Source organism: Pararhizobium sp. A13 (assembly GCF_040126305.1).
Lineage (GTDB): Bacteria > Pseudomonadota > Alphaproteobacteria > Rhizobiales > Rhizobiaceae > Pararhizobium.
In genome coordinates this window covers 41,117-54,082 of record NZ_CP149512.1, presented here as the reverse complement: position 1 = coordinate 54,082, position 12,966 = coordinate 41,117, and the positions used below count along the sequence as shown (strand labels likewise).

Sequence of the window (12,966 nt, the reverse complement as noted above, 5' to 3'; positions counted from 1 at the left end):
CAGCGATCCCTCGGGGGGGCCATGAGCACATTTCCGCACACCAATCTGCAATGCCTGGCACTGGTCGGTCGCCATCATGGCATCGATCTTTCCCCCGAAAGACTGCTCCACGACTATGCCGTGGGAGACCAGCCGGTGCCGACGCGGCAACTTCTTCGGATGGCGAAAGATGCCGGCCTGCGCGCCCGCAGCCTGCGTCTGACATGGCGGTCGCTGTTTAAAATGGGCGACGCCTATCCGTTGCTTGCCGAGCTCGAAAACGGAAACTGGGTGGTAGTTGCCGGCGTCGCCGGCAGCGACGACAACGAGATGATCCGGGTTCTCGACCCGCTGGCGCAGCGTCCGGAATTCCTCCTTCTGAACGAGGAGCAGTTTTCCAAACGGTGGGGCGGCTCCGTCATCCTGGTGAAGCGAAACTATCGACTTTCCGACGAAGACCTGCCCTTCGGCTTTCGTTGGTTCGTGCCGGAAATCGTCCGCCAGCGCGGCCTTTTCCGCGATGTTGCGCTGGCCGCGTTCGTTCTCTACGGGCTTGGCCTTGCAACGCCGATCTTCTTCCAGCTCGTCATCGACAAGGTATTGGTGCACCAGAGCTACGCGACCCTGACAGTCTTGACGATCGGGATCGGCGTTGCCCTCGTCTTCGATGCCGCCTTCACCTTTCTGCGGCGCTATCTCCTGCTCTACGCGACCAACAAGATCGACATCCGGATCGCGACGCGCACCTTTGGCCACCTCCTCAGTCTGCCGATCGCCCTGTTCGAACAGGCGTCCGCCGGCGTTCTCGTGAAGCACATGCAACAGACGGGCCGCATTCGCGAATTCCTCACGGGCAGGCTTTTCCTGACGCTGCTCGACGGGCTTTCGCTTCTGGTGTTCGTGCCAATCCTCATTCTCTACAGCGTCAAGCTTACGTTCGTCGTGCTGGGCTTTGCCGCCCTCGTCGGTCTTGTCGTCATGATGCTCGTCGGCCCGTTCCAGCGGCGGCTTCAAGCCCTCTATCAGGCCGAAGGCGAGCGTCAGGCCCTGCTTGTCGAAACCGTCCACGGAATGCGCACCGTCAAGTCGCTCGCGCTCGAGCCACGTCAGCGCCGGGTGTGGGACGATTGCTCGGCCCAATCGATTTCCGTGCGTTTCCGCGTCGAGAAGATCTCGACAGTCGCGCAGGCGGTGATCGGGCTTCTGGAAAAGCTGATGAGCGTCGCCATCATCGGGTTCGGCGCGCTCGACGTTTTCGACAACACCATGACAATCGGCGCGCTCGTCGCGTTCAACATGCTGGCTGGCAGGGTTTCCGGGCCGCTCGTCCAGATCGTGACCATGGTGCACGAGTATCAGGAAGTGGCGCTTTCCGTTCGCATGCTCGGCGAGGTCATGAACCAGCGCCCCGAGCAATTTGGCCGTGGGCGCGGCATCAGGCCGGAACTCCATGGCAGTATCGACTTCGACAAGGTTACGTTCCGCTACGGACCGGATGGTGCGCCCGCGCTCGACGATGTCTCTTTCACGGTTCCCGCCGGCTCCGTCTTCGGCATCGTCGGCAAGAGCGGGTCTGGCAAGACGACAATCACCCGGTTGATCCAGGGGCTCTACCAGAACCAACAAGGGATCGTCCGGATCGACGGCTATGACAGCCGAGAAATTGATCTCGTCCATCTTCGTACGAGCATCGGGGTGGTGCTTCAGGACAATTTCCTGTTCCGGGGCTCGGTTCGCGAAAACATCGCCGCGGCAAAGCCCAATGCAAGCATCGAAGAGGTCATCGAGGCTGCGCGCGTCGCCGGCGCCGAGGAATTCATCGAGCGGCTGCCGCGCGGCTTCGAATCCATGCTGGAGGAGAACGCATCGAATCTCTCGGGCGGACAGAAGCAGCGCCTTGCGATAGCCCGTGCGCTGATCACCAATCCCAAGCTGCTCATTCTCGACGAGGCCACCAGCGCGCTCGATCCCGACAGCGAGGCAATCCTGAGGCAGAACTTGAGCAAGATCGCCGAAGGGCGCACCGTGATCATCGTTTCCCATCGCCTGACCACGCTGGTCGATGCCGATGCCATCCTGGTTGTCGAACGCGGCAAGATTGCAGATATCGGCCGTCACGATCAGCTTGTTTCACGCTGCATGACGTACCGTCACCTGTGGTCGCAACAAACGAGGCAGGTCGCATGAGCAAGCGCCGGGAGAAGTCTCACGAGAATCTGCCCGTTCCCGTAGCGAGGCCCAAGACAGAACTGGTCGTGCATCGCGCATTGCCGCCCGTCATTGCCGAATTTCAGTCAGACGCCGTCGAACTGGAAGAACGCGTACCGCCAAGGATTGCGCGATTGACGCTCTATGGGGTCACCGCCCTCATTGGCACCGCCGTTTTCTGGGCTTCGGTTTCCAAGATCGACGAGGTCGTCATCGCGCCCGGCAAGCTCATCACGACCCAGCCGACCATCGTCGTTCAACCGCTGGAAACCTCGATCATCCGCACGATCGATGTCGCGATCGGCGAAGAGGTTCGCGCAGGGCAGACGCTCGCCAGGCTTGATGCGACTTTCAGCCAGTCAGACGTCGATCAGCAGCGCACGAAATTCGCGGCGCTCGACGCGCAGGTAAGGCGTATTGAAGCCGAACTCGCTGGCACCGATTATGCGAAGCAGGCAGGCGACTCTGCGGACGAAATGCTGCAGGTGCGGCTCTTCGAACAACGTCGCGCCTTCTACGTGGCCCAGCTTCAGAATTTCGAGCAGCAGATTGCGGGGCAGGCCGCGGCGATCGCATCCGGCAAGGATCAGGAAGCGGTGCTTGCCAGTCGGCGGGAGAACCTGATCCGGATCGAAAGCGCGCGCGAGACGCTCTACCGCAACGACACCGGTTCGCTGGTCGCTTTCCTCGGTTCGCGCGATGCCCGTCTCGATGTCGACTCAGACCTCTCCGCACTGCACGGCAAGGCAGCCGAAGCGAAACATTCTCTGGCGAAGCTGACGGCCGATCGGCAGGCTTTCATCGAGGACTTCCGGCGAACGTCGATGGAACAACTCGTCGAATTGCGCAATCAGCGCGACACGGTGGGCGAAGAGCTGAAAAAGATGGAGTTGCGCCGCAATATGATCACCCTGACTGCGCCTGCCGACGCGGTTGTCCTCGATCTCGCAGAGCGTTCCATAGGTTCTGTCGTGCGCGAAGCGGAGCCGATTGTCACACTCGTTCCCCTCAACGTGCCGCTGGAGGCGGAGGTCTCGATCAGTTCGCGGGATATCGGTCGCGTAGCTGTCGACAAAGAGGCGCGGGTCAAATTCGATGCCTATCCGTTCCAGAAATTCGGCACCGCCTCAGGCACGATCAGGACGATCAGCCGTGATGCCTTCACCTCAACACAGCAGGACGCAGCCGCCGGTAAACCCGTAGAGCCGTTTTTCAAGGCGCGCGTTCTACTGACCGACACCAGGCTTCATTCTTCCGGCGAGCCCGTGCGGCTTCTGCCCGGCATGACGGTGTCCACGGAGATCAAGGTGGGCCGTCGCACGGTGATCTCCTACTTCCTGTATCCGCTGCTGCGTGGGCTTGACAGCGCCATCCGCGAACCGTGACGGATGCTCCTCCGCGACGGCCACCATCATTCCATTCCGTCGCGTAAGCCAACTCTCGCAAACATGAAACGGCCCGCCGATAGCGAGCCGTTTCATGTCTTCTCGGAAAAAGCACGAACAGGTTGCGTTTATGCTACTCGGCCGGCTGAAGACCGGCTGCCGGGAGGCTGTCAATGACCTTTCCGTCGAGAGCCTTGGCAAGCTGTTCAGCGTCCAATTCATTCTCCCAGCGAGCAACAACGATAGTGGCAACTGCGTTGCCGACGAGGTTGGTCAAAGCCCGGCATTCGGACATGAAGCGGTCGATGCCGAGGATGAGCGCCATGCCTGCGACGGGTACGGACGGAACGACCGAGAGCGTGGCGGCGAGCGTGATGAAGCCCGCACCGGTGATGCCCGCCGCACCCTTGGAGCTCAGCATCGCAACAAGCAGCAGCAGGATCTGGTCCGCCCAGGTGAGGTTGATGTCGGTAGCCTGAGCGATGAACAGCGCGGCCAGCGTCATGTAGATGTTCGTGCCATCGAGGTTGAAGGAATAGCCGGTCGGAATGACGAGGCCAACGACCGAGCGCTTGCAGCCGGCCTTTTCCATCTTGTTCATCAGTCCCGGGAGGGCAGCTTCCGAGGACGAGGTGCCAAGGACGAGCAGCAGTTCTTCCTTGATATAGCGCAGCAGCGCCAGGATCGAGAAGCCGTTGTAGCGAGCGACAGCCCCAAGGACGACGAGCACGAACAGCAGCGAGGTAACGTAGAAGGTGCCGATCAGCATGGCGAGGTTGGCGATCGAGCCGACGCCATATTTGCCGATCGTAAACGCCATGGCACCAAAGGCACCGATCGGCGCGGCTTTCATCAGGATGGCGACGAGCTTGAAGATCGGCGCCGTCAACGCGTTGAGAAAGTTGATGACCGGCTCACCCTTCTCGCCGACCATTGCGAGCGCGATGCCGAACAGCACGGAGAAGAACAGAACCTGCAGGATATCTCCATCCGCAAAGGCGCCGACAATCGTGGTCGGGATGATGTTGCTCAGGAAGCCAGTGACGCTTTGCTCATGCGCCTTCTCGGTGTAGGTAGCGACAGCCGTCGGATCGAGCGAGGCTGGATCGATGTGCATGCCGGCACCGGGCTGGACCACGTTGGCGACGACAAGGCCGATCACCAGCGCAAGCGTCGAAAAGGTCAGGAAATACAGCATGGCCTTGCCGGCGACGCGGCCGACCTTCTGCAGGTCACTCATGCCTGCGATGCCGGTTGCCACTGTTAGAAAGATGACCGGCGCGATGATCATCTTGACCAGTCTGATGAAGGCGTCGCCCAAGGGCTTCAGCTGCGTGCCGAGCTCCGGGTAGAAGTGACCGAGAAGGATACCCGCGGCGATAGCTGCGAGAACCTGGACATAGAGATGCTTGTAGAAAGGTGTTTTCCTTTGGGGCCGTTCGGCCGCATCAAAAGCTGCGATCATGATTTCCTCCTTCTGGCCCGTCCGGAACAGTTCCGGCCTCCCGAGCCGTTCGCTTCAAGTCCAACGGCCGAGCCGCTGTTGAGGAAATGCCTCGCAATCGCCGTGCCAGTTTTTCATGGTTCTATAAACTATTGAAAATACGTCATTAAAATAATCAGTCGCTATAATGGCAGTGCATTTTATGCGAAAATCCGCACGAGTTTGTTGATAGTTGTGCGAAAATATGCACAACTTCGTCATGGCTGTTTTGGGACTTCAATGGTGGGCGCCGTCCGCCACGTTGCAAGCACGCATCCGCTGGGCGTGGATTATCTATGCCGGCGTGGCATTCGTGATGATCGCCGCCGGACTCTGGGGAGGCGGCGAGATTGGGCGGCAGCGCGCAGAGGTCGCGCTGGAAACGCAAGCTCGCAACGATGCCACTTTGAATGCAGCGCTGCTGCGCACGGTTCTGGAAAAATATCGAGCGCTTCCGTTTGTGCTTTCCCAGGATAGCGCGCTCGCCACGGCGCTGGCGGCAAACGATCCCGGTGTGCTCAACCGGCTCGATCGCAAGCTGGAAATGCTGGCCGCGGGCACGAAGGCCGCGGTCATCTATGTTATCGGAAACGACGGTGTCGCGGTCGCGGCCAGCAACTGGCACGAACCGACGAGCTTCGTCGGCAACGATTATCGCTTCCGGGAGTATTTCCAGCGCGCGCTGGCCAAGGGACAGGCCGAGCACTTCGCGCTTGGCAGCGTCAGCAAGAAACCGGGGCTTTATATTTCGCAGCGTATCGACGGCAGCAACAGCCCGCTTGGCGTGGTCGTGGTCAAAGTCGAATTTGATGACGTTGAAGCGGACTGGAATGCCTCCGGAAAGCCATCCTATGTCGTCGACGAGCGCGGCATCGTCCTTGTTACCAGCATTCCTTCCTGGCGTTTCATGACCGTCGGCGAAATCGCTCCCGACCGCCTCGCCAGCATACGCGAAAGCCTTCAGTTCGGTGACGCGCCGTTAAGGCCGCTGCCCTTCCATGTCGTCGGGACCCTTGGGGTCGGGCTTGATCTGGCCCGGATCGTCATGCCGGGTGATGCCGGCGAGACGGCGTTTCTGAACGTGCAGGTTCCCGTGCCGACCACGATATGGCAATTGCAGCATCTGGTGTCACTGAAAGCGCCGATGGACGCCAGCGTGCGCGAAGCGCGCCTGCTGGCACTGCTCGTCCTATTACCGCTTCTGGCAGCAGGCGCTTTTCTGCTGCGCCGCCGCCATTCCCTTGCCTTGCGGATATTCCGCGAGCAGCAGGCGCGAGAGGAACTGGAGCGCCGCGTGACGGAGCGCACGTTTGATCTCAGTCAGGCGCGCGATCGGCTGCAGGCGGAAATCACCGATCACAGAAACACCGAACAGAAGCTGCAGGCGGTGCAGCAGGATCTTGTGCAAGCAAACCGGCTGGCGATCCTCGGCCAGGTCGCGGCGGGCGTCGCCCACGAAATCAATCAGCCGGTCGCCACCATTCGGGCCTATGCGGACAATGCGCGCGTGTTCCTCGGCCGCGGGCAAACGGCACCCGCCGGCGAAAACCTGGAAAATATTGCCGCGCTGACAGAGCGGATAGGCTCAATCACCGAAGAGTTGAAGGCATTCGCTCGCAAGGGCCGCAGCGCCCCCGAACCGACCGGCGTGACAGATATCATCGAGGGTGCGGTGATGTTGCTGCGCAGCCGCTTTGCCGGACGCATGGATGCGCTGGACATCGACCTGCCGGCGGTCGGCACCATGGTGATGGGAAACCGCATCCGGCTGGAGCAAGTGCTGATCAACCTGCTGCAGAATGCATTGGAGGCGGTGGCGCCGAAAGGCGAAAAGGGTCGCGTCGAGATTCGCGTGGAGAGTGACGCGGACACCGTGATGCTGACTGTCGCGGACAACGGACCGGGCATTTCGCCGAAGATTCGTGAGGGGCTGTTCACGCCGTTCAACACCTCGAAGGAAAGCGGCCTCGGGCTGGGACTGGTCATATCCAAGGACATCGTCGCCGATTATGGCGGCCGGATGGAGGTATCCAGCGATGACAGCGGAACCCGATTCATCGTTTATCTGAAGAAGGCATGAGATCATGGACCCGTTGACGCCAGTTGCTCTTGTCGATGACGACAAGGATCTTCGCCGCGCCACGGCCCAGACGCTCGAGCTGGCCGGGTTTGCCGTTTCGGCATTTGGCGGTGCCAAGGCGGCGCTTGCGGATCTGTCGTCGGACTTTGCCGGTGTCGTCGTCACGGATATTCGCATGCCCGAGATCGACGGATTGCAATTGTTCGCCACGCTGAAGGAGATGGACGCCGACCTGCCGGTCATCCTCATCACGGGCCATGGCGACATTCCAATGGCTGTCCAGGCGCTCCAGAACGGTGCCTACGATTTCATCGCCAAACCTTTCGCAGCCGACCGTCTGGTGCAGAGCGTACACCGGGCAACCGAAAAACGGAGACTGGTGATGGAAAACCGGGCGCTGCGGCGGGCGGCCGAGGACGCGCAGGACAGTCTGCCGCTGATCGGCCAGACGCCCGTGATGGAAAACCTTCGGAACATCCTGAGGCATATCGCCGATACCGACGTCGATGTCCTTGTCGCTGGTGAAACCGGGAGCGGTAAGGAGGTTGTCGCCCAGCTTCTGCATCAGTGGAGCCGGAGGCGAAGAGGCAATTTCGTGGCGCTCAATTGCGGCGCCCTTCCGGAGACCGTGATCGAGAGTGAACTGTTTGGCCACGAAGCCGGGGCATTCACCGGTGCTCAAAAGCGCCGCACGGGGCGGATCGAGCATGCGAGCGGCGGCACGCTTTTTCTAGACGAAATCGAAAGCATGCCTGTGGCCACGCAGGTGAAGATGCTTCGCGTTCTCGAAATGCGCGAGATCACGCCGCTTGGCACGAACGACGTACGCCCAGTCGATCTCCGGGTGGTGGCCGCCGCCAAGATCGATCTCGGTGACCCGGACGTGCGCGGCGATTTTCGCGAGGATCTCTATTATCGGCTGAATGTCGTCACGATTTCCATTCCTCCACTTCGGGAACGCCGCGAGGATATTCCCCTGTTGTTTACTCATTTTGCCGCCCGCGCCGCGGCCCGTTTTCATCGGGACGTGCCTGCCCTTTCACAGGGCGTGCGCCGCCACCTCTTGTCGCACGCCTGGCCGGGAAATGTTCGCGAGCTTTCGCATTTCGCCGAAAGGGTGGTACTCGGGCTTGAAGGTGGCAGGGAGAATGCGATTTCCTTGCCACCAGCCACTGCCACGCTTCCGGAAAAGCTGGAGCAGTACGAAGCGGAGATCATTCGCGAAGCGCTGGCGGTCAATGATGGTGATGTCCGCCGGACGATCGAAGCGCTCGGCATTCCACGAAAGACGTTCTATGACAAACTGCAGCGCCACGGCATCAATCGAACCGGCTATGCCGCGCGTAAATGATGCTGCCGATAGCCGCCTCGCGGCCATCACTCAAAACTTTGCGACCGGCTGCCTAGAGCTCACTTGCGGGAAATTGAAGACGCGCTCGCGCGTGCGAGGCACCCCCTTTAGAATGGAAAATTTTCTTCCTATGTCGTGGAGGTGATCGTGTCACCGTTACGTGGGCGCGTGAGAAAATACTGCTCGTACTCATAGGCGCCGTTGCCGGTGAGGCTTCCAAACAGCCCCGACATTATCGTGTTAAGCTTGTATTGGACACGCGTCACGACCATCTGCACATCTTCCTCCTGCAGGTCCTCGGGAATATCGACGGGCGAGGCCTGTCCCGCCGAGAGAGCGGTCGTTCCATAGGCCGACGACCAGGCGACCGTCGCATGACCCTTCTTGTCGACGTCCACAACGCAAAGCAGGATGGTGAGGTTGTCGAGGTCGTAAGGCTGCAGGATAGAACTGACCCCGGAAAGAATGCTGGACACGTCCGAGCTGACCCAGGCCGTCTGCATCGAAATCATTTCGCCTGCGGTGGAAGCCATCTGGTTCACCTTCCTGCGAACCGCCAATCCGTGGCCGAGGTCGGCTAACCCAGCGAGGAGAACGAGGAGAACCGGAAGCAAGAGCGCGAATTCGACGGCAGATGCCCCGGCCCGATCCTGCCAAAGCCGTCGCGGTAGCCGTGATCTGAGACCACTTTCGAGAAACTTTGTCATCGGCGCTCCTCAGAAGGGCTCGTTGCGAAACAGCACGGCAGCGCCAAGCACATAGCTGCCGTCGACGAATTTCTGGCTGGAGAGCGAATAGAGCGGCACCACGGGCGACCAGGGCAGAAATGCCTGGACGAGAATGTAGTCGCTGCCATAGCCGATGTTGAAATTCTCGGTGATGGTGACGTTGCCGTCGGAATCTGCGGGCATCATGGCTGCTGTCGTAGAGATGTTACTCACCACGTTTGCGACGACGAGCAGATTGCTCTCGCAGTTGAGGAGATAGACCATGTCCTCGCAGACGGCTGCCTTGAAGGCCGAAAGCGACATCGCCTTCTCAGCCGCCTGCCCGGTCCTGATGAGCCGGGCGCTTTTATGCACAGCGGCGTCGAGGGCGGTATCGACAAAGAACATTCCCGCGAGTTCAAGAATGCCGAAAATAAGCGTAAAAAGCGGCAATGCGAGGATCGCGAACTCGATCGCCGCAGCGCCGTTTTTATCATCGGCAAGGTGGGTCAACGGTGACAGGAAGCGCCGCATCATTGTGTCAGCCGCACCGAGGTCAGGTATTGGTTGAAAAGGGTGGAAAGACCTTCGGTGATCTCGTCTTCAGAAGCCGCCGATATGAAGAGGTCAGGCGAAGAGGCGCAGTCCTGCAAGGCGATCGGGATATAATCCTGGCGGCTGATGCTGCCGCTGACGCCGCTGTGAAGAGTGCCGCCCCAGGTCGACGTCCAGACGCTGCTCGACATCGTATTCCCCAAGGTCCCATTGTATCCCCAATCCAGAGTGATCGGCAGATACTCTGTGTAGAGAACGGACACGGTTGCCCCTAAACCCTTCAGGTAATCACACCAGTCCGGATTGAGCGGCGTGACTTTACGGGCGTCTTCGGTCATCGGGAAGCCGACGCATGTCTGGGCGCCCTTATAGAGGGTCCACTTCGTGCAGTTCTTTGTTTTTGAACTTGTGCGGCCCACCCAAGATCGTGCCGATTGTACGCCATCGGTGATCATCATCACCAATTTCAAAGGACTTGCCGCGGATGATCCATCTCCGCTCTCGCCGATTTTCTTTTTCAGTGTAGACAACGCGGTTTGGAAATAAGTCCCGTCTGTTGAGCTGGAACTTGTCAAGCCATTTGAATCCTTATTCAAAACCTTCAAAAGATTGGAGGTGGAATACTGAGGTGACAATACTTCCTTCACGTCGGTACTTAGCCGGTACAAGCCGACCCTTATGCGATTATGGCTTGGATCGGCCGTGTCGATCATCTGGGTTAGCGTGTCGACGGCTTTCAGCATGATATCTGTGCGAAGCTCTATGCTTGAGTCGATGCTGTAGTCGTAAAAATTTGTGTAGGAGATTCCGCTAATCTTTGCGCTGTCTCCGGTGTGGCATGCGAATTCGCATCCAGCATTTGCACGCATGGTCGTCTGCCCTTCCGAATGGGCTGCGAGGAGCATGGAGGCTGATTTGTCGATCACGAGATAGACGTCCAGATACGACGTCGCCGGTCCTTTGATCGCGCTGATAACGCCGACGGGAACCGATTCAATATTCGCGATCGTCATGATGGTGGTCGGCACGGTGCCCGTGGCGGTCGCCGTGATGGTGTGGTTCGTCTGGTCGATCGTGACGCCGGTGAGATCGTAACTGGAGTCGCTCTTGTCCGCCTGGGCTTCGAACCAATCAGTGACTTTCTTCTCAAGCTTTTCCTCGTCATAGGTGTCGATCTGCTTGATGGCGGCGACGAGGGCGGCGTCGAGATCTGCCTGCATCTTGCTCTGGACGTTGTATGCGCGCGTGTAATCCAGGCTTGCACCAACTGCCAGAATCATCGGCACGGCGCAGATCGCAGCCGAGATGGCGACATTGCCCCGCCTGTCGGCGATCATCGACTTCATCCATGAAGCAAGGCAACTGCAACCAGAGGCAAGAGCGGATTTCATTATGCCGGGGACCTTTCAGCGTGTTGAAGGCCGATGATCCACGACGAAGCTTATTCATCAGTCAACGATGATATGCTCATGCTGGCCGGATAGCGCAGCAATATCCGGTCCGCGCCGAAAAACGCGCTCAGCCGTCGTTTTGGCTGCCGCGCTTGTGCTTGCGGGCAAGATTGGGAGCATTCTGATCGCATGTTCTCGATGCTTAAAAGGATGAAGTGCGCCGCCAGTTGGCAGCATGGACGTCAGGCAGAAGCACCGCTCGCAGAGATGCGCAAATGCGAGCAAGAGAGATGCGCACGGGGACGGTCGCATCCTCTCTCGTCATGATTTTCGCTTATAATGGATATAACCTGCGCGAATGGGCTGATGTTGCAGCCGATAAGGCGCGCGCGCCTATATTAATCTCAACTTAATTATATGATAATTGGAGTCTGCGGCCTGCATTCATGTGTTCCGCTTACGTAACCTGTCGCTCGAGTTCTCAAGGGCGCTCGTTCTTTTTTGGAGCTCTGATGAGGTACGTTACTCACTCTGTCTTCCGAATCGTGGAAGCCGATGCTGACGAGATGTCGGAGCATTATGCGAGGACGTTATCCCCTGCCAAGGTGGAACCCCTTAAGCCGCGCCAACGAATTTCCGTCGAAGACCGGCACTACTCCGCCGGGCGCTATAGCGTGTGGAACGGGAGATGCCATTCCGGCATGAAAGTGGCGCTCGCCAGTGCGCCCGACGCCTATGTCCTCTACCTCCCAGCCTCGGGCGCCATGGAGATAGACGTTGGCCGAAACCGCATCGTATCGACGCCGACGACAGGTTTTCTGGGTGACATGTCGCACTTTGAAAATCTGGTCCTGCACGAGGACCGGAGCCACATCGGCATGGCATTCGAAAAATCGGCAATGATCCAGCAACTGAGTGAACTGCTGGATGGGCCCGTCACAGACAATATCGAATTCTCCGGCACCGTTGATCTAACGACGGTGAAAGGTGCGCGGTTGGCGGCGCTTGGAAACCTTGTCTGGAATTGCCTCGACGTCGATGATGCCGATCAGCTCTCGGCGTCCGCCATCGAACGGCTCTTTCAGACGATGATGATCGTGCTTCTGGAGGTGGTCCCGAACAATTACTGGCCGCGGCTGACACGACCGGTTTCTCCAGCCGTCCCGCGACGACTGAAAAGAGCGATCGAATATATGTATGCCAACGTATCGCGTTCGATAACCGTCGCCGATATTGCGCGCGAAGCCGGCACGAGCGTGCGGGCATTGCAGGCATCCTTTCAGCAGTTCAAGGACACCACGCCCTTGAACTATTTGCGGACGATCCGCCTGGAAGGCGCTCGCAAAGCCCTGGCGGACGATGCCAATTCGCTGCCTGTTGCCGATATTGCCCGGAACTGGGGGTTTTCCCATATGGGCCGCTTTGCGGCAGCCTACCATCAAGCTTTCGGGGAAACTCCATCGGAGACGGCCAGGATGCGCTGGAGCGACGCCAGACAGCGCAGCATGAAAGATTAGGGGAACTAGCAAGCTGTGCGCATCGTTGCGCACGCAACGTCTGGTCACAGGCGGTCCGATTGCTGCGAGATGGTTGCAAGGGACCTGCCGCGGCCATCATGGCCGGGGCTAACGAAAGCTGAAACCGCCCATCGAGGTCACGTGATCGATGGGCGGGTGTCGCTTGCCGAGCTGGGGTCATCATGGCCGCAGCGTTAACCACATGAGATTGCCGCGACAAATGTCAAACCTCAATGCGCTGGGCCGCGGCAGTCACCTGTTCACTTATTTTCCTGCGGAGTTGGTATAAAACACGCGCTTTTCGGCTTTC

At 59.2% G+C, this 12,966-nt stretch carries 9 protein-coding genes; 5 read left to right on the top strand and 4 right to left on the bottom strand.

The genetic code is table 11. The features are described 5' to 3' along the window. Positions 1-21 precede the first annotated feature (21 nt). Together WI754_RS28975 and WI754_RS28970 are read left to right on the top strand one after the other, a co-directional pair. The gene (locus tag WI754_RS28975; RefSeq protein WP_341486474.1) at positions 22-2,166 is read left to right on the top strand and encodes a peptidase domain-containing ABC transporter; all 2,145 of its coding nucleotides are present in this window, start codon (positions 22-24) and stop codon (positions 2,164-2,166) included. Next, on the top strand, positions 2,163-3,572 hold the full coding sequence (locus tag WI754_RS28970) for an HlyD family type I secretion periplasmic adaptor subunit (RefSeq protein WP_341486473.1): 1,410 nt from the start codon (positions 2,163-2,165) through the stop codon (positions 3,570-3,572). The genes WI754_RS28975 and WI754_RS28970 overlap by 4 nt, the downstream gene beginning before the upstream one ends. Before the next feature lie 133 nt (positions 3,573-3,705). Here WI754_RS28970 and WI754_RS28965 read toward each other — a convergent pair whose 3' ends face one another. Beyond that, positions 3,706-5,037: a dicarboxylate/amino acid:cation symporter gene (locus WI754_RS28965; RefSeq protein WP_341486472.1), complete on the bottom strand. Its 1,332-nt coding sequence runs from the start codon at positions 5,035-5,037 to the stop codon at positions 3,706-3,708. Between the two features lie 238 nt (positions 5,038-5,275). Between WI754_RS28965 and WI754_RS28960 the strand changes: the two genes are divergently transcribed. After that, on the top strand, positions 5,276-7,135 hold the full coding sequence (locus WI754_RS28960; RefSeq protein ID WP_341486624.1) for a sensor histidine kinase: 1,860 nt from the start codon (positions 5,276-5,278) through the stop codon (positions 7,133-7,135). Between the two features lie 4 nt (positions 7,136-7,139). Next, positions 7,140-8,486 (top strand): sigma-54 dependent transcriptional regulator, encoded by a 1,347-nt coding sequence (locus WI754_RS28955; RefSeq protein ID WP_341486471.1) that lies wholly within the window; start codon positions 7,140-7,142, stop codon positions 8,484-8,486. Between the two features lie 128 nt (positions 8,487-8,614). Here WI754_RS28955 and WI754_RS28950 read toward each other — a convergent pair whose 3' ends face one another. The 3 genes from WI754_RS28950 to WI754_RS28940 are packed head-to-tail and all read right to left on the bottom strand — an operon-like array spanning position 8,615 to position 11,085. Continuing rightward, positions 8,615-9,193, bottom strand: a complete 579-nt coding sequence (locus tag WI754_RS28950; protein ID WP_341486470.1) for a TadE/TadG family type IV pilus assembly protein — start codon at positions 9,191-9,193, stop codon at positions 8,615-8,617. Between the two features lie 9 nt (positions 9,194-9,202). After that, positions 9,203-9,730 (bottom strand): TadE/TadG family type IV pilus assembly protein, encoded by a 528-nt coding sequence (locus tag WI754_RS28945; RefSeq protein ID WP_341486469.1) that lies wholly within the window; start codon positions 9,728-9,730, stop codon positions 9,203-9,205. Then, positions 9,727-11,085, bottom strand: coding sequence for a VWA domain-containing protein (locus WI754_RS28940; RefSeq protein WP_349438078.1), 1,359 nt, complete (start codon positions 11,083-11,085; stop codon positions 9,727-9,729). Before WI754_RS28940 ends, WI754_RS28945 begins: the two co-directional genes overlap by 4 nt. Positions 11,086-11,651: 566 nt before the next feature. On the opposite strand from WI754_RS28940, the gene WI754_RS28935 reads away from it, so the two are divergent. Then, positions 11,652-12,656: an AraC family transcriptional regulator gene (locus tag WI754_RS28935; protein ID WP_341486467.1), complete on the top strand. Its 1,005-nt coding sequence runs from the start codon at positions 11,652-11,654 to the stop codon at positions 12,654-12,656. Positions 12,657-12,966 lie beyond the last annotated feature (310 nt).

What these genes read in the sequence shown, in the direction of transcription:
- WI754_RS28975 (WP_341486474.1), top strand. Translation starts at nt 22, where the DNA reads ATGAGCACATTTCCGCACACCAATCTGCAATGCCTGGCACTGGTCGGT.
- WI754_RS28970 (WP_341486473.1), top strand. Translation starts at nt 2,163, where the DNA reads ATGAGCAAGCGCCGGGAGAAGTCTCACGAGAATCTGCCCGTTCCCGTA.
- WI754_RS28965 (WP_341486472.1), bottom strand. Translation starts at nt 5,037, where the DNA reads ATGATCGCAGCTTTTGATGCGGCCGAACGGCCCCAAAGGAAAACACCT.
- WI754_RS28960 (WP_341486624.1), top strand. Translation starts at nt 5,276, where the DNA reads ATGGCTGTTTTGGGACTTCAATGGTGGGCGCCGTCCGCCACGTTGCAA.
- WI754_RS28955 (WP_341486471.1), top strand. Translation starts at nt 7,140, where the DNA reads ATGGACCCGTTGACGCCAGTTGCTCTTGTCGATGACGACAAGGATCTT.
- WI754_RS28950 (WP_341486470.1), bottom strand. Translation starts at nt 9,193, where the DNA reads ATGACAAAGTTTCTCGAAAGTGGTCTCAGATCACGGCTACCGCGACGG.
- WI754_RS28945 (WP_341486469.1), bottom strand. Translation starts at nt 9,730, where the DNA reads ATGATGCGGCGCTTCCTGTCACCGTTGACCCACCTTGCCGATGATAAA.
- WI754_RS28940 (WP_349438078.1), bottom strand. Translation starts at nt 11,085, where the DNA reads ATGATCGCCGACAGGCGGGGCAATGTCGCCATCTCGGCTGCGATCTGC.
- WI754_RS28935 (WP_341486467.1), top strand. Translation starts at nt 11,652, where the DNA reads ATGAGGTACGTTACTCACTCTGTCTTCCGAATCGTGGAAGCCGATGCT.